General features: G+C 62.0%; 15 protein-coding genes. 9 read left to right on the top strand and 6 right to left on the bottom strand.

Annotation, left to right across the window (positions count from 1 at the left end; genetic code table 11):
- The first annotated feature begins 16 nt into the window (after nucleotides 1-16).
- From ACO550_RS36660 to ACO550_RS36620, 9 genes are all read left to right on the top strand, one after another.
- Complete coding sequence (locus tag ACO550_RS36660; RefSeq protein WP_315597396.1) at nucleotides 17-1,258, top strand: thiolase C-terminal domain-containing protein; 1,242 nt, start codon at nucleotides 17-19, stop codon at nucleotides 1,256-1,258.
- A gap of 137 nt (nucleotides 1,259-1,395) precedes the next feature.
- Nucleotides 1,396-2,751, top strand: a complete 1,356-nt coding sequence (locus tag ACO550_RS36655; protein WP_315597413.1) for an FAD-dependent oxidoreductase — start codon at nucleotides 1,396-1,398, stop codon at nucleotides 2,749-2,751.
- A gap of 113 nt (nucleotides 2,752-2,864) precedes the next feature.
- On the top strand, nucleotides 2,865-3,563 hold the full coding sequence (locus ACO550_RS36650) for a TetR family transcriptional regulator (RefSeq protein ID WP_315597397.1): 699 nt from the start codon (nucleotides 2,865-2,867) through the stop codon (nucleotides 3,561-3,563).
- A 169-nt stretch (nucleotides 3,564-3,732) separates the two neighbouring features.
- Nucleotides 3,733-5,022: an acyl-CoA dehydrogenase family protein gene (locus tag ACO550_RS36645; protein ID WP_315597398.1), complete on the top strand. Its 1,290-nt coding sequence runs from the start codon at nucleotides 3,733-3,735 to the stop codon at nucleotides 5,020-5,022.
- A gap of 144 nt (nucleotides 5,023-5,166) precedes the next feature.
- On the top strand, nucleotides 5,167-5,490 hold the full coding sequence (locus tag ACO550_RS36640; RefSeq protein WP_485995127.1) for a hypothetical protein: 324 nt from the start codon (nucleotides 5,167-5,169) through the stop codon (nucleotides 5,488-5,490).
- A gap of 62 nt (nucleotides 5,491-5,552) precedes the next feature.
- Nucleotides 5,553-7,037, top strand: coding sequence for a flavin monoamine oxidase family protein (locus ACO550_RS36635; protein ID WP_315597400.1), 1,485 nt, complete (start codon nucleotides 5,553-5,555; stop codon nucleotides 7,035-7,037).
- A 9-nt stretch (nucleotides 7,038-7,046) separates the two neighbouring features.
- Entirely contained in the window at nucleotides 7,047-7,706 is a 660-nt protein-coding gene (locus ACO550_RS36630) for a c-type cytochrome (RefSeq protein WP_315597401.1), read from the top strand.
- A gap of 52 nt (nucleotides 7,707-7,758) precedes the next feature.
- Nucleotides 7,759-8,454 (top strand): hypothetical protein, encoded by a 696-nt coding sequence (locus ACO550_RS36625; RefSeq protein ID WP_315597402.1) that lies wholly within the window; start codon nucleotides 7,759-7,761, stop codon nucleotides 8,452-8,454.
- A gap of 112 nt (nucleotides 8,455-8,566) precedes the next feature.
- Complete coding sequence (locus tag ACO550_RS36620; RefSeq protein ID WP_315597403.1) at nucleotides 8,567-9,472, top strand: LysR family transcriptional regulator; 906 nt, start codon at nucleotides 8,567-8,569, stop codon at nucleotides 9,470-9,472.
- A 61-nt stretch (nucleotides 9,473-9,533) separates the two neighbouring features.
- Here the strand turns inward: ACO550_RS36620 and ACO550_RS36615 are convergent, their stop codons facing one another.
- The 6 genes from ACO550_RS36615 to ACO550_RS36590 all read right to left on the bottom strand — a co-directional run bounded on the left by ACO550_RS36615 (nucleotide 9,534) and on the right by ACO550_RS36590 (nucleotide 15,032).
- Nucleotides 9,534-11,003, bottom strand: a complete 1,470-nt coding sequence (locus tag ACO550_RS36615) for an NAD(P)(+) transhydrogenase (Re/Si-specific) subunit beta (RefSeq protein ID WP_315597404.1) — start codon at nucleotides 11,001-11,003, stop codon at nucleotides 9,534-9,536.
- Nucleotides 11,000-11,314: a proton-translocating transhydrogenase family protein gene (locus ACO550_RS36610; protein ID WP_315597405.1), complete on the bottom strand. Its 315-nt coding sequence runs from the start codon at nucleotides 11,312-11,314 to the stop codon at nucleotides 11,000-11,002. Before ACO550_RS36610 ends, ACO550_RS36615 begins: the two co-directional genes overlap by 4 nt.
- 10 nt (nucleotides 11,315-11,324) lie before the next feature.
- The gene (locus tag ACO550_RS36605; RefSeq protein ID WP_315597406.1) at nucleotides 11,325-12,443 is read right to left on the bottom strand and encodes a Re/Si-specific NAD(P)(+) transhydrogenase subunit alpha; all 1,119 of its coding nucleotides are present in this window, start codon (nucleotides 12,441-12,443) and stop codon (nucleotides 11,325-11,327) included.
- A gap of 47 nt (nucleotides 12,444-12,490) precedes the next feature.
- Entirely contained in the window at nucleotides 12,491-13,255 is a 765-nt protein-coding gene (locus ACO550_RS36600) for an SDR family oxidoreductase (RefSeq protein ID WP_315597407.1), read from the bottom strand.
- A gap of 46 nt (nucleotides 13,256-13,301) precedes the next feature.
- On the bottom strand, nucleotides 13,302-14,348 hold the full coding sequence (locus ACO550_RS36595) for a phosphotransferase (RefSeq protein WP_315597408.1): 1,047 nt from the start codon (nucleotides 14,346-14,348) through the stop codon (nucleotides 13,302-13,304).
- A 345-nt stretch (nucleotides 14,349-14,693) separates the two neighbouring features.
- Nucleotides 14,694-15,032 (bottom strand): hypothetical protein, encoded by a 339-nt coding sequence (locus tag ACO550_RS36590; protein WP_315597409.1) that lies wholly within the window; start codon nucleotides 15,030-15,032, stop codon nucleotides 14,694-14,696.
- Nucleotides 15,033-15,259: the final 227 nt, after the last annotated feature.

Raw genomic sequence — 15,259 nt, 5'->3', positions numbered from 1 at the left:
CGAGAGCGATAGACGAATGAGCAATATCTACATCGCCGGTATCGCCATGACGGTATTTGGCCGGCACCTCGAACGCAGCATCGAGGACCTCGCGGGTGAGGCGCTACGCGGTGCGCTGCAAGACGCCGGCTGTAGCGCCGATGCGATCGGCACGGCTTTCTATTCCGGTATCACCAACGGGCAGTTGCAGGGTCAGTTGTCGATCCCGGGGCAGGTCGTGTTCAGCAAGATCGGGCTGGAAGGCATATCGGTGTTCAACGTCGAGAATGCCTGTGCCTCCGGTAGCACTGCCGTGCACCTGGCGGTGCAGAGCCTGAAAGCCGGCGCGTGCGACGTGGCGTTGGCCATTGGGGCGGAGAAGATGAACGTACCGGACAAGGCAAAGTCGTTTGCATTGTTCGAGGGCGGTTGGGATGTGTCGCGTGTCGAGGAGAACTTTGCGAGCCTGATGCAGTTGGGGGAGGGTGTTGTCCCGCCGCCAGGCTCGGAATCCGACCGACCTTACAGTCGCTTCATGTCGGTCTATGCCGCGCTATGCCGCTATCACATGAAGACCTACGGCACCACACAGCGCCAGATCGCCGCCGTTTCGGCAAAGAATCACGGGCATTCCGTGCACAACCCGCTTTCGCAATTCCGCAAGTCGTTCACCGTCGACGAGGTGCTCGCAGCGCCGCCGATTACTTACCCGATCACGCTGCCGATGTGTGCGCCGGTCACGGACGGTGCGGCGGCCGCCATTTTGTGTACGGAGGAAGGGCTAAGGCGCATCGGCGCGGATCGCAGCCGCTGCATCCGCGTTGCCGCAAGCGTGATTCGCAGCTTCACACATCGACGCATCGACGAGCCGGAACAGAACATCGGCCGCCTGGCCGCGCTGCAAGCCTACGAGCAGGCTGGCCTGAGCCCCGAAGATATGAACGTTGCCGAGGTACACGATGCCTCGGCAATGGGCGAGATCATCCAGGCTGAAAACCTACTGTTGGTACCACTCGGCCAAGGTGGACCCGCTGCCGAGCGCGGGGACTTCACGATCGGGGGGCGCATTCCCATCAATACGTCGGGTGGTCTTGAATCGAAGGGGCATCCTCTGGGCGCGACCGGGATCGGTCAGCTCCATGAACTGGTGACCCAGTTGCGTGGGGAGGCCGGTGCACGCCAGGTGCAGGGTGCCCGGCATGCGATTCAGGAAAACGGCGGAGGCTTCCAGGGCATCGAAGAAGCCGCGCTTGCGGTGCACATCCTGAGCAAGGAATGACGGAGCCAGAAATGACCAAGAGCCTCGATAAGGGCGGCCAATCCGGAATGACCCGGCGTACTTTTGTGAAAGGGGCAGCCGCCACGGCGGTCGTCGTGCCAGCCGTGGCTGCCATGCAAAGCGCGAGGACGGCGCCAATGGAGGATGCGAGCGAGATGGCCGACCTGGAAAAGTACCGCGCACTTGGCGGTTGGGTGGAAAAGCCCGAGGACATTCAGCCCGCACTCGAAGGCGATGTCAGTGCCGATGTGGTAATCGTCGGCGCCGGCTTTGCCGGCCTTTCCGCCGCGCTGGAACTGGCAAAACAAGGGGCAAAAGTGATCGTGCTGGAGCGCGAGTTTGCGGGCTTCGGTGCGAGTGGGCGCAACGCGGGGTACCTGGGCGGTGGCGTGGCGCTTGAATACGACCTGTTTCTCAAGGGCATCGGCAACGAGCGAGCGAAAGAGATTGTTCGCTACTACGAAGATGCCGTGCCATTTGTTGAAGGCAAGCTGAAGGAGCACGGTATTGACTGCGACTACAACCAGTCCGGGTTGATCCGCGCAGGTATTCACCCCTCGCAGGAAGACAAAGTACGCGAGGGCGTACGAGCCAGTGCCGAGTTCGGGGTCCAATCGGAGTTCCTGGACGAGGCCCAGATGCGTGCGCGGGGCATTCCTCCGGCGTTTCTGTTTGGCGAGTACACGCCGCGCGGCGGTACGCTCCACCCCGGCAAGTACGTGATGGGATTGCGGCGCGCAGCACTTCGCGCGGGCGTCAGGATCCATGAGAACACGCCATTGCTGTCTTACACCGAAGGTCCTGTGATCCAGGTGAAGACGCCACGTGGCAGCGTGAGCGCTCCGGCCTTGATGCTCGCCACGAACGCCTATACCCCACAGCTTGGTCTTCTTGCGGATAAGGTGGTGCCGTTGCGGGTGTCCGCCATCGAGACCGAACCGCTTTCGGCAGCGCAGCTGAAATCCTTGGGGTGGTCGCAACGCGAAGGCATCATGACTGCGCATTTCGTCATGGAAAGCCATCGATTGACGGCGCACAACACGCTCGTCGTGACAACCAAGCGTCTTCGTTACCCATACGGATCGAAGACGCAGAATGTGCCCGACTACGATCAGTATCGCGAGCTGAGAGGTGCCCTGCGCGATCGCTTCCCGACCTTGGAGAACCTGGCCGTTCGAGCGTGCTGGAGCGGCTATATCAGCTTTGCCGGTGATGCGCTGCCCGTGGTCGGTAAGACAGGAGCCCACCAGAACATCTACTACTCTGCCGGGTGTTCGGGGCACGGTGTGGCGGCCCAGTCCTTGGTTGGCCACATGATTGGCCAGCAGATTCACGGTACCGAGCCTTCGCTGCTTGCTGCGCTGCGCCATGAGACGCCTTCGACATTGCCGGAACCGTTCCGATGGTGCGTCCTTAACGGGGCGCTGGGCGGAGCAGCTGCGATGGACGACTGGACCAACCGCAAGGTACGTGACGCCACCCGGCCGGGATAGCACCACGGGATCGTGCCCGGATGCAGTTGGATATCGAAGTTGTTGTCAGGTGGCGTCACCTCCACGCGGCGAAACGCTATCATTAGGCCTTTTGTTAGGCAGGGTGTCCAAACATGACGGAAACGACCAAGGCGCCTGTAGCACGGCGCACCACCAGGAAGAGTCAATCCGCGAGCGCGGCCGCGGCGGGAACCGCCCCTGAGGGACTGCGGGCCCAGGGCTTGCGCACGCGCAATGCCATCGTGCGTGTGGCAAGAAAGCTCCTGCTCGAAACCGGCCCGATGGATTTCTCGCTGCGCGCGGTGGCCCTGCGCGCCGGCATCAGCATCAGCAACCTCCAGTACTACTTCCCGACCCGGCCCGCTGTCTTGCGGGCGGTGATGGAACCCGATATCAAGGTGTATCTGGACGAACTGAAGCTCGTCGTCGACAAGAACGTGACCCCGCACGAGGTGTTTGAACTGATCATTCAGCAAACGCTCAAGGATTTGAAGGACGCCAAATACGTGGCGTTGTGGCGGCACTTCCTTTCGTTCGCGTCTACCGACCCCGAATGCGCGCAGTTGTTCGACGAGTGGTATGAAACGCTGACGGTCGAACTGGCACGCGTGATCCGTGGCATGAATCAGAAATATGACGTCGCCAGCAGCATGCAGGTTGCCGCGCTGGTGATTTCGATGGGCGACGGATTGGCGCTTCAGCTCGGCACGGGGCGCACGGGACGCACCGAGCTGAAAGGACTTGACGAGCAATACCGGACGATGGCGTACGCCATGGTGGAGTTTGGCGCGCCTCGCGCCCGCGAAAAATAGCCGCCCGGACGCTGCCGCAGCAATCCAGGAAGACAGGGGAATACCCTGTCTTTTTTTTCTTCCCATTGTTTTGTAAATTGACCTAAGTTTGGTAGGTCGTTCTACAAAATAGCCGTCCGGGGATTTATGGGGCTGGTCGGCAGGTACCCTGGAAACGAGGAGCGCTGAGATGATTCGCATCAAGAGAAACGTGGAGTTGCCGTCGGTTGGATTGACCGGTTTCGAGACGCCGTTAGGCGAAGAGGAGGGCGCGATCCAGAGCACCGTCCACCGCTTTGCGCGCGATGTGCTGCGCCCGATCGGCCGGGAGCTCGACCGCATGACGCCGGAAGAGGTGATCGCGCCCGGATCTCCGTACTGGGTGGCCATGATCGAGGCCTCCAAGCTTGGCCTCGATCCGCAACTGATCGAGCAGTTTCCGCCCGATGTGGCCGTGCGGATCGAATCGCTCATCAGTGAAGAACTTGGCTGGGGTGATGCGGGCCTGGCGATCTCGATCACCGCATCGCTGATGCCGATGATGGTGGCGCAGTCGGTCGGCAATCAGGAACTGATCGAGATGTGCGCGGGCAAAGTGGGTTGCTGGTCGAACACGCAGCCGGACCGTGGCTCGGATGGCGCCATCCTCTATCGCGAGGAAGTCAGCGCGCACGGCAAACAGTCGCTGGGTAACGTCACCGCCAAGGTCGGCGCCGACGAGATTGTCATCAACGGACAGTATTCGTCATGGGTCTCGAATGGCTCGGTCGCACAGGTGGCGCTGGCCTATATGGCGGCCGATTACGGTGACGGCTTCTATGGCACCGACGAGCACGGTACGTTCACGAATGGCGTGGGGATGATCATTCCGCTGGACTTGCCGGGAATCTCGCGCGGCAAGCCGCTCGACAAGATCGGCCAGCGCGCGCTGCCACAGGGTGAGATTTTCTTCGATAACGTCAGGGTGCCGAAGCGCTTTGCGATTGCGTTGAAGGACGACTACCTCGGCAATATCGCTTCGGCGTGGTCGCACGCCGGCACCAACATGTGTCAGGTATTCACTGGCGTAGCCCGTTCCGCATTCGAGCTCGCACTGGCCTATTGCCATGAGCGCAAGCAGGGCGGCGCACTGCTGATTGACCATCAGATGACGCAGTTGCGGCTGGGCGAGATGCTGCGCCGGCTCGAAATGGCGCGCGCGATTTCTCGCCGCAGCCTGGCGTACGCACGCATGTCCCCGCAGAGCCACCCGTACGCGACCGCGCAGGCCAAGGTCAGCGTGACCGAGGAGGCGATGAAGATCGCGCACGAGGCTTTCCAACTCTTTGGCGGCAACGGCACCACGCGCGAGTATCCGATCGAGAAAATCTACCGTGACTGCCGCTCAGCGCTGATCGAGGACGGTGAGAACTATGTTTTGACATCACGCCTGGGTGTGCTGGCAAGCCGGCTCTATCAAAACGGCTGGACGAAGGAGTAAGCGCCGCGAGCAGGCGAAGGCTGCCGCGTCAGCCGGGAAGATGCCACGCCGCGACGGACAGGTATTCGCATGGGGGACGTTCACATGACGACATGTTCTTGCAGTGCGGCAGCCTCTCCCGAGCGGCAGCCTACCGCAAAGGAAATGCTCCACTTCATCCGGGCGTCAGTGGAGAGCATCCGCAAGGATGCGGCCAATGATCTACGCCGCGATGGCGCTGCCATTGAGCGACGCCTGTCCAGCCTGCTGCGGCAGGCGCTGATGACACGTTCGCCGTTCGAGATTGCGTTGGTGCTAGGCAGCGCTGCAGAGCTCACGTTGTTTCCAGAACAAGAGGTTCTGGAGCAATGCACCGTCGCCGTACAAACGGCCAATCAGCTGGTGTTGCGCGGACTGGTCTGGGCTGTCAGGCACAGGAGCATGCGTGGTGGCCAGAACATCCGCCGGTTCGCGATCGACGCGCAATGAAGCAGAGCAAGCAACAACCCGTTCATAGCAGTCACGGATACACCAAGTCAGAGATGTCAAAGATGTCAGAGAAAACCCCCCCAGACCCTTCAACCAGCATGCCGCGCAGGCAATGGCTCAAACGCGCTGGCGTTGCGGCCGCTGCCGGCGGTCTGGCCCTTGGCGTCCGGCAGGCCAATGCCGGTGCCGCCAGGGCCAGGCAGACAGCGGACGGCGTTCTGGACGTCGTCATCATCGGCGCAGGGCTGGCAGGCCTGACCGCCGCACGTGACCTGCAGCTGGCTGGCTGCAACGCCTTCCTGGTCCTTGAGGCGCGAGACCGCGTGGGCGGACGGACGCTCAACTACAACATCGAAGGTGGCTACATCTCCGAAGTCGGCGGCCAGTGGATCGGCCCCGGTCAGACCGCCGTGGCGGATCTCGCCCGCCAACTGGAAGTCGGTACGTTCCCAAGCTACTACGACGGCAAGACGGTCATGCTGGGCGGCGATGGTCGGATCGCACTCGACCTGAAAGGGACTTTCGGCACGGACGAGGCAGTCAGCGGAAAGCTTAGCAAGATGTCGCGCGACGTACCTGCCGGCGCGCCCTGGAAATCCAAGAAAGTCAGTGAGCTGGACAAGCTCTCGGTCGGTGACTGGCTGGCCAAACAGAGCATCAAGCCGGAAGACCAGGTCGGGTGGAACGCAAGCATCGCGCTTTCCGGTGGCGCCGCGCCGGCCAAGATGGGGCTGCTGCATTTCCTCTCGATGATCAATTCCGCGGACTGCGACTACGCGCAGCTCGACAGTATCAAGCACAGCGCGCAGGAAACCCGCTTCGTCGGCGGCTCGCAGCTCCTCAGCATCAAGATGGCGCAGCAACTGGGCGACAAGGTGCGCTTGTCCACACCGGTGCGCCAGATCTCCGGCTGGGACAGCGATGTGGTCACGCTGCATACCGACCACGGTGAAGTGCGTGCCAGGAAAGTCATCGTGGCCATTCATCCGGCCCTGTGCCATCAGATGCGGTTCGACCCGCCGCTGCCGGAAAAGCGCGCCGCGCTACAGCGTGCCTGGCCTGCGCATTCACCGGCTCGCAAGACAGCCATGGTCTACCGTCGTCCGTTCTGGCGCGACAAGGGCTTGAACGGACATATCTTCCAGGTCGACGGGCCCGTGATCTGGGCCTTTGACAACTCTCCGCCGGGTGCGGAAATCGGGGTCATCAACGCCTTCGTCGTAAATGCCAAGCTGCCGTCGGACCCACGCGCGGCAAAGGCAGTGCTGACCGAACTCTACGCCCGCGCATGGGGCCGTGAAGCCTTGTCGCCGGTGGCCTATCACGATCATGACTGGAGCAAGGCAGATCCCTGGTCGATTACCTGCATCTCTGCCATCCCGCCGGGCTTCTGGAGCGCTCATGGCGAAGCACTGCGACCGCCGTGCGGCAACCTGATCTGGTCCGGCACAGAAACCGCCGAGATCTGGGCCGGTTATATGGACGGCGCGGTCCGATCCGGCCGCCAGGCGTCTCTGCAGGTGCTCAATGCACTGCGTCGGGCATAAGGGGCAGACATGAAGAAAATCATAGTTATCAGCGTTGCCGCCATCTCCGCCGCCCTGGGAGTGGTCTTCTATGGTGGGGATCTGCTCGACCTTTATCGGCTGGATCGCTTTATCGATGCCTCGGCCAAGGCTTACCAGGCAGACGGCGGTCCGTGGCCGCATGTGAACGACACCTGCTTCGCCTGTCATGGTGCCAAGGGCAACTCGCTACACCAAGGCTATCCAAGCCTGGCGGGCCAGCCCGCCGCCTATCTGGAGGCGCAACTCCGCAATTTTGCGAGCGGCGCGCGGCGCAGTCCGAACATGGAACCGCTGTCGATGACGATGGGGGATGCGCAGATCAAGGACATGGCGGATTACTTCTCCAAGGTAGCGCCCATTGCAAACCACTATTTCAAGCCGGATCAGCAATTACGCGGAAGAGGGCAGCAACTGGTGGCAGGTGGGAACTGCGCGGCATGCCATGGGCCGCAACTGATGGGGCATGACCAGTTTCCGCGCCTGGCCGGCCAAGGCTACGACTACCTCATGGCGCAGTTCGACGCGTTTGCGGCCGGCACACGCAGCGAACCGACCGGCATGATGAAGCGCATCGCCGAAGGCGCTTCGCCGGAAGACCGCAAGGCGATGGCCAACTATCTTGCCAGTCTTGAACCGAAACAACCCTGACGCATCCCCCGACGCATCAAGCGCAATCGATCATTGGTATTGGAGTTGAATCATGGATCTCAGATCTCTCATTCTGGTTCTTTCCAGCGTCGTGCTGGCACTGAGCTCATTTGTCTACGGCTGGAAGTTTGTCAAGAAGCGCAACTATCTTCTCGGGATCGAGATGTGGGTGGTCGGCACGTCATCGACGAACGCCATCGTATTCTTCGCGACCGATTCGAAGGTCTCGTACGCGATCTCCCACTTCTTCGATGCGTTTTCCCGGGGCTTCGGGATGCCGATCATTGCGGTGTTCGGCATGATGGTGATCACGCATGGTCTCAGGCCATCGATTCGCTTTGACGTACTGGCGTTTGGGGCGACATTTGCCGCCACATTCGTTTTGATTGGAGCGCATTTCGTCGAAGGGGTCTTGCCATACTTCTACGTCGTAATGTCGGTGCTGCTGTCGGCCTATCTCGCTTATGTACTCAAGAGATTGCTGGGTATTGGAGCGGTGCCGCAGGCGATGGCCTTGTTGTTGGCATTGGTGACGTGCCAGGCGATCGCAGGTATCTATGATTTCTACAAGATTCCTGGGGAAGAAACGAATGTCGTGCTCAATTTCTACACGCTGGCGCTGTGCACCTGGGCTTTCCTCATGCCAGCGCTCTACCATGCCTATCGCGCGTTGGAGCGAGCGCAGGGAGATGAGCTGAAGTTTGATCCGGATCTCGCGCTTCGCGGTCTGGAACGGACATCGCAATGACTACGCTGATCTTGTGCATCTTGTAGAAAAGACGCCCGATGCGCATCAAAGCGCATCGGGCGCTTACGTTTGAGAGTCCCTTGCCTTATGAAGCGGTTACGGAGTTTTGGCGATGCGCCTCTCGAAGATTGACCTGAACCTGTTCTTCGCGTTCGACGCGATCTACCGCCATCGCAACCTGACGCGCGCCGCCGAAACGCTGTGTATCACGCAACCGGCCGTCAGCAACGCGCTGGCGCGGATGCGCAGGACCCTCAACGATCAGCTCTTCGTCAGCACACCGGCCGGCATGATGCCGACGCCGATGTCGGAGAACATCATCGGGCGCGTACGCGAGGCGCTACAGCTGCTTGAAGCCAGTGTGCAAGAAGGGGATGTGTTCGATCCGGCTGCATCGGAACGCGTCTTTCCCGTCAGCATGAGCGATCTGACCGAGGCGCTGGTGCTGCCCGCGTTGGGCGAGCAGCTGCAGCAGCATGCCCCTGGCATGCACGTGCGTAGTTACTACACTGACCGCAGCGAAGTCCCCACCGCGCTCGCCAATGGCTCGATCGCGCTGGCCATCGACGCGCCGCTTATCTCCGACCCGTATCTCCACCACGCACCGCTCGGCCGGGACAGCTACGCGTGCATGATCCGGCACGACCATCCGTTCAAGGGAGATGCGCTGTCGATGGCCGACTATCTGGCGATGGGGCATATCCACGTTTCCAGCCGCCGCCGGGGCAGCGGATATGTCGATGCCGAGCTGACGCGGCTTGGGCAGCGCCGGGATATCAAGATGCGCGTGCAACATTACATGGTGGCGCCGCTGATCGCGATGCGCTCCGACCTGATGCTGACTGCGCCCCTGCGATTGCTGCAGCGATATCCGGCGCGCATCCTGGAGCTGCCGTTCGCACTTCCCGATCTGGAGTGGCATTGCTACTGGCACCGCAGTGTCGATCGGGACCCGGGCAACCAGTGGCTGCGCGAGCAGTTGATGTACGTGATGCGCGATGCGGCGAACCAGCCGTGAAGCCTCCGGCAATGCGATGAGGCTTCACGGCTTGGCGGCTTGGCGGCTTGCTGCGTAGGCGTCAGACGGCCTTGGCCATGTCTTCGACCACCTTCTTGGCATCGCCGAAGACCATCATGGTCTTGTCCAGATAGAACAGTTCGTTGTCCAGCCCGGCATAGCCGGCGTTCATCGAGCGCTTGTTGACGATCACGGACTTGGCCTTGTAAGCGTCCAGGATCGGCATCCCGGCGATGGGCGACGTTGGATCGGTCTTGGCAGCGGGGTTGACCACGTCGTTGGCGCCCAGCACCAGCACGACGTCGGCCTGGCCGAACTCGTTGTTGATGTCTTCCATCTCGAAGACCTGGTCGTATGGCACCTCGGCTTCGGCCAGCAATACGTTCATATGGCCTGGCATGCGGCCCGCCACTGGATGGATTGCATACTTGACCGTCACGCCTTTCTCGGTCAGTAGCGCCGTCAGCTCCTTGAGCGCATGCTGTGCGCGCGCCACCGCCAGACCATAGCCCGGTACGATGATCACGGTTTCCGCATTGCCCATCACGAACGCAGCGTCGTCAGCAGAGCCCGCCTTGACCGGGCGCTGCTGCCCGCCGGCCGTTGCCGTGGATGCCGCTTCGCCACCAAATCCGCCGAGGATCACGTTGAAGAACGATCGGTTCATCGCCCGGCACATGATGTACGAGAGGATAGCGCCCGACGAACCCACCAGTGAACCCGCAATAATCAGCATCGGGTTGTTCAGTGAGAAGCCAATGCCCGCGGCCGCCCAGCCCGAGTACGAGTTCAGCATCGACACCACCACCGGCATATCTGCCCCGCCGATCGGAATGATGATCAGCACGCCCAGTACCAGGGCAATGGCCAGCATCAGCACGAATGGCAGCCACGCCTGGGAAAGGAAGAACGCCACGCCGAAGCCCAGCATGGCTACGGCCATCAGCAGGTTGAGCCAATGCTGACCCGCAAACTGCACCGGTGCGCCCTGGAACAGCCGGAATTTGTAGCGCCCCGATAGCTTGCCGAACGCGATCACCGACCCCGAGAACGTGATGGCGCCCACAAAACAGCCGATAAACAGTTCCACGCGATTGCCTGGCGGGAGCGCGTGCGATCCGGCTGGCGCAATGCCGAAGGCGGAGGGCTCCGCCACAGCGGCCACCGCAATGCACGCCGCCGCCAGACCAATCAGCGAATGCATGGCCGCCACCAGTTCCGGCATCTTTGTCATCTCGACCTTGCGGGCCACGTAGGCGCCGAGTCCACCGCCTACCACCAGCGCTGCCAGGATCAGCACCAGCCCCGAGGCCAGCGACTCGTGCGCTGCGCCGGCGGCAAGGAAGGTCTCCTTGAGTCGCGCAATCAAGGCGATGGTGGTAAGGCCCGCGATGGCCATGCCCGTCATGCCGAAGGCATTGCCGCGCCGCGCCGTGGCCGGGTGCGACAGCCCCTTCAGCGCCTGGATGAAGCACACCGACGCCACCAGGTACAGCAGCGTCACCAGATTCATGCTGATAAGCTCGCTCATTGCACACGCTCCTTGGCCTTGCTTTCCTTCTTCTTGAACATCGCCAGCATCCGCTGGGTCACCAGGAACCCGCCGAAGACGTTGACGGCGGCCAGCGCCACCGCGGCCACGCCCATGACGCGGCCTAGACCGGTCTCTGTCAGGCCGGCGGCCAGCATGGCCCCGACGATGACGATGGCAGAGATCGCATTGGTCACGGCCATCAATGGCGTATGCAAGGCGGGTGTGACCGTCCAGACGACGTGATAGCCGACGTAGACCGCCAGCACGAAGATGATCAGATTGATCACCGTATGGTTGATGACTTCCATTCCTGTCTCCTTATGCGGCCCGCAGCACTTCACCGTCTCGGCACACCAGGCACGCCGCGACGATGTCGTCGCTGGTATCGATCTTGAGCGCGGCTTCCTCGCCGACGATGAGCTTGACGAAATCGAGCACGTTGCGGGCGTAGAGCGCCGAGGCATCCGTGGCAACCATGCTGGCCAGATTGGTGTGCCCGACCAGCGTGACGCCATGCCGTTGCACCACTTCATCGGGCACCGTGAGCGGGCAGTTGCCACCTTGCGCAGCAGCCAGATCCACCACCACCGAACCCGGCTTCATCTGTTGCACCGTCTGCTCGGCCAGCAATGTCGGAGCGCGCCGGCCAGGAATCAGCGCGGTGGTGATGACGATGTCAGCCTCCCTGGCACGCTCGTGCACCAGTTCCGCCTGTCGGCGCATCCAGTCTTGCGGCATCGGGCGCGCGTAGCCGCCAACGCCTTGGGCAATCTCGCGCTCTTCATCGGTCAGAAGGGGAACGTCGAGAAACTTTGCACCCAGCGATTCGATCTGCTCCCTTACCGCGGGACGCACATCGGACGCTTCGACAACTGCCCCCAGCCGCTTGGCCGTGGCAATGGCCTGCAGGCCTGCGACACCGGCACCGAGGATGAGCACGCGCGCAGCCTTTACCGTGCCAGCCGCCGTCATCAGCATCGGCATGAAGCGCTGGTAGTGATGCGCGGCCACCATCACGGCTTTATAGCCGGCGATATTGGCCTGGGAAGAGAGCACGTCCATGCTCTGGGCGCGCGTGGTGCGCGGCGCGGCTTCCAGAGCGAAGCCGATCACGCCCGCCGCTGCCATGCGGGCGTTGTTCTCCGCATCGAACGGATTGAGGATGCCCACCAGCACCGTGCCGCGCTTCATGCGGGCAAGCTCTGCGGGCGCCGGGGCGCGCACCTTTAGCACCAGATCCGCACCCAGGGCCTCCGCTGCCGTGCCGATGCGCGCGCCAACGGCTTCGTAAGCAGCATCCGGTTGGCTTGCACGATCACCCGCACCCGTTTCGACGACGACCCGGTGTCCCTGGGCTGCGTACTTTTTCACGGTATCCGGGGTAGCGGCGACGCGTGTCTCCCCAGCCCGAGTCTCCTTCGGGATTCCTATCTGCATGGTTTACCTCTTGTTTGACAGTGTTCGCGAGACGCTGTTGCTGGCCGTCAGACCGTCATGCCACCATCGACGACGACGCATTCGCCGTTGGTGAAGCTCGCTGCATCGGACACCAGGTAGAGAACGGTGCCGGCCATCTCGTGCGGCTCGGCGTGGCGCCGCAGCGGGATCTCGCTGATCTGGCGCTCGTAGGACTCCTTGTCCTCGAAGAGCGCGCCGGCAAATTTGGTCTTGGTCAGGCCTGGCAGAAGGGCGTTGACGCGGATGCCAAACGGCCCGCATTCCTTGGCAAATGCACGCGTCATGTGAGCCACGGCGGCCTTGGTGACTGAGTAAATGCCCTGATTTGCGCCAGGGTGCAGCGCGTTGACTGACGCGGTGTTGACGATGGACCCTCCGCCTTGGGCCTTCATCATCTTGCCGGCTTCGACCGACATGAAGAAGTAGCCCCGGATGTTCACTTCCACGGTTTTCTCATACGCGGCGAGATCGGTTTCGAGGATGTGCCCGAAATGCGGATTGGCCGCCGCGTTGTTGATGAGAATGTCCAGTCGACCGTGCGAGCGGCGGATATAGTCGAACGTGGCGGCGATGTCCTCCATGCGGCCAACGTGGCAGGCCAGGGCTTCCGCCTTGCCGCCTGCCGCGCGAATGCTCCTGGCCACGGCCTCGCAGTCGGCCAGCTTCCGGCTGGAAACGATCACGTGCGCCCCCTGTTCCGCAAGCAGCCTGGCGATTTCCTCGCCAATGCCGCGGCTGGCGCCTGTTACCAGGGCGATCTTCCCGGTCAGATTGAACAGGTTCGTACTCATGCTTTGCTCCTCCAATTGTGTTGTATCTCTTTGGGCTGCGACAGCCTCAGCGCCGGGTGTCGATGAGTCGCGCCGCTTCTTCTGCGAGCGGTCGCGCCATGTCTCCGGCTTTGCTTGCCTGCGCGCTCGACGCATTGCCATTGAGCGCGCGTTGCTTGACGCCCTGCGCAATGGCTGCCAGACGGAAGAAGCTGAACGCCAGATAGAAGTGCCAGTTCTCGATCGGGGCGATGCCTCGCAGCTCGCAATAGCGCGCGACCATCTGCACTTCGTGCGGAATCCCGAGCGCGTCGCGATCCTGATCCCCGAGCCCGGGGATATGCGAGCTCGACGGCAACCGCAGGCACATGCAGAAATTCGCCAGATCGGCCAACGGGTTGCCCAGTGTTGAGAGCTCCCAATCGAGCACGGCCTTCACGCCGTAGCCCTGCGGTTCGAACATCATGTTGTCGAGCCTGAAGTCACCGTGCACGAGAGAGGGCTTGCCGGAATCAGCCGGGCAGGCCGCGGGCAACCATTCAATCAGCCGCTCCATCGCCTCGATGCGCTGCGTTTCCGCCAGCCGGTACTGCTTGGTCCAGACGCCGATCTGGCGCGCGAAGTAGTTGCCGGGTTTGCCGTAGTCGGCCAACCCGACCGATTCGACATCGATGTCATGCAGCGCGGCCATGGTGCGCAGCATTGAGTCGTAGCAGATGGCGCGATCGGACTGCGGCAGATCGGGCAGGGCAGGGTTCCAGAAGATGCGGCCGTCTTCGAAACTCATCACGTAGAACAGACTGCCGATTACATCGCGGTCTTCGCACAAGTGATACGGGCGCGCCACCGGCAGCACCGTGCCCGATAGCTCCGTGCCTGATAGCGCGGTCAGGACGCGAAATTCGCGGTCCACGGCGTGGGCGGATTTCAGCAGTTCGCCCGTCGGCTGGCGCCGGAGCACGTAGCGTTGCTTCGGTGTCTGCAAGAGGAAGGTGGGGTTCGACTGGCCGCCGGAAAACTTCTCGGCAACGACGGGGCCCTCGAATCCGGGGATATGCTCTTCCAGATATCGCGCCAGCCGGGCGATATCGAGTTGCTCTGATGCGTGCGTCATGGTCAGGGGACGTGCGGGCGTTCACCCGTGAGTTTTTAGAACCACGCCGTCCGGGATCGTCCCGATGCGGAATGCCGTGAAGATGGCTAGCTGAGACGATCCGCAGTGTTTGGCACCGAACGATGCCTGCCCATACCGTACGAGATAGGGCTCCGCCATCCAGCGCTCACCAACTCACCGGAGTGCAGGATATCGGCCCACCTCTCATTTTTGAAATTCATTGTCTGAACGCCGAGCCATTCATGCTTTGAATGGCTGGAAGGTGTCGGCGCTCAGCGTTGGAGGGGATATGGCGGCCAGGTGGCCGTAGATGGTGCTGACGCCTGGAGGCTAAACCCTGACTGCTTAGCCTTGGTCGTCCGATGGCAGCGGGCATTCGTACTCGACTAACCGCTTTCTTGCGACCGCAAGCTGCTCCTCGGTGAACAGCGTGCGCCACGGTTGTTGCAGGACGAGGTACTCGACGCTGAGACGCAGCGCCTCTCTGCCGCCGCGAAGAAACAGCTCGGTGAGACCTTCTGACGGTTTGGGCGTAGCCAGCATCCGATTGGCCGCCTCTTTCCCGCCATGTCTATTCACCATGCCGAGAAGATAAGTTGCCCGGTAGGGCGGCTTCAGTCTCAGGGCGGCGTCGTAGATGCCGCGCATCGCTTGATCAAATTGTTCCGGGGTTGGGGCGGTCATGGTGTCTGCGCAAGGAACGAGGCTCCTGATTCTATCGCCGCGGCCTTGAGTCGGCGCGTCCTGGTTGCGCTGGGCCGCGGAGGCTTCGATGTCTCCGGTGCAGGATTGTTAACTTTCGATGAGCGTCTTCGGAAATCGCTTGCTAATGGAGCGCGGACGCATTAGTATTCGCTCCCCGCTGCAGCAAGCCAAGCTTCGATGCGGCGGGCGAGAATAATGGCCAGAGA

This window comes from Cupriavidus sp. (assembly GCF_057315035.1).
This window is presented reverse-complemented; position numbering and strand designations above follow the sequence as displayed.

Excerpts from the sequence above, each read along its gene's own strand:
- ACO550_RS36635 (WP_315597400.1), top strand. The coding sequence starts at position 5,553 with ATGTCAGAGAAAACCCCCCCAGACCCTTCAACCAGCATGCCGCGCAGG.
- ACO550_RS36645 (WP_315597398.1), top strand. The coding sequence starts at position 3,733 with ATGATTCGCATCAAGAGAAACGTGGAGTTGCCGTCGGTTGGATTGACC.
- ACO550_RS36590 (WP_315597409.1), bottom strand. The coding sequence starts at position 15,032 with ATGACCGCCCCAACCCCGGAACAATTTGATCAAGCGATGCGCGGCATC.
- ACO550_RS36630 (WP_315597401.1), top strand. The coding sequence starts at position 7,047 with ATGAAGAAAATCATAGTTATCAGCGTTGCCGCCATCTCCGCCGCCCTG.
- ACO550_RS36600 (WP_315597407.1), bottom strand. The coding sequence starts at position 13,255 with ATGAGTACGAACCTGTTCAATCTGACCGGGAAGATCGCCCTGGTAACA.
- ACO550_RS36640 (WP_485995127.1), top strand. The coding sequence starts at position 5,167 with ATGCTCCACTTCATCCGGGCGTCAGTGGAGAGCATCCGCAAGGATGCG.
- ACO550_RS36610 (WP_315597405.1), bottom strand. The coding sequence starts at position 11,314 with ATGGAAGTCATCAACCATACGGTGATCAATCTGATCATCTTCGTGCTG.
- ACO550_RS36625 (WP_315597402.1), top strand. The coding sequence starts at position 7,759 with ATGGATCTCAGATCTCTCATTCTGGTTCTTTCCAGCGTCGTGCTGGCA.
- ACO550_RS36660 (WP_315597396.1), top strand. The coding sequence starts at position 17 with ATGAGCAATATCTACATCGCCGGTATCGCCATGACGGTATTTGGCCGG.
- ACO550_RS36655 (WP_315597413.1), top strand. The coding sequence starts at position 1,396 with ATGGAGGATGCGAGCGAGATGGCCGACCTGGAAAAGTACCGCGCACTT.
- ACO550_RS36615 (WP_315597404.1), bottom strand. The coding sequence starts at position 11,003 with ATGAGCGAGCTTATCAGCATGAATCTGGTGACGCTGCTGTACCTGGTG.
- ACO550_RS36605 (WP_315597406.1), bottom strand. The coding sequence starts at position 12,443 with ATGCAGATAGGAATCCCGAAGGAGACTCGGGCTGGGGAGACACGCGTC.
- ACO550_RS36620 (WP_315597403.1), top strand. The coding sequence starts at position 8,567 with ATGCGCCTCTCGAAGATTGACCTGAACCTGTTCTTCGCGTTCGACGCG.
- ACO550_RS36650 (WP_315597397.1), top strand. The coding sequence starts at position 2,865 with ATGACGGAAACGACCAAGGCGCCTGTAGCACGGCGCACCACCAGGAAG.
- ACO550_RS36595 (WP_315597408.1), bottom strand. The coding sequence starts at position 14,348 with ATGACGCACGCATCAGAGCAACTCGATATCGCCCGGCTGGCGCGATAT.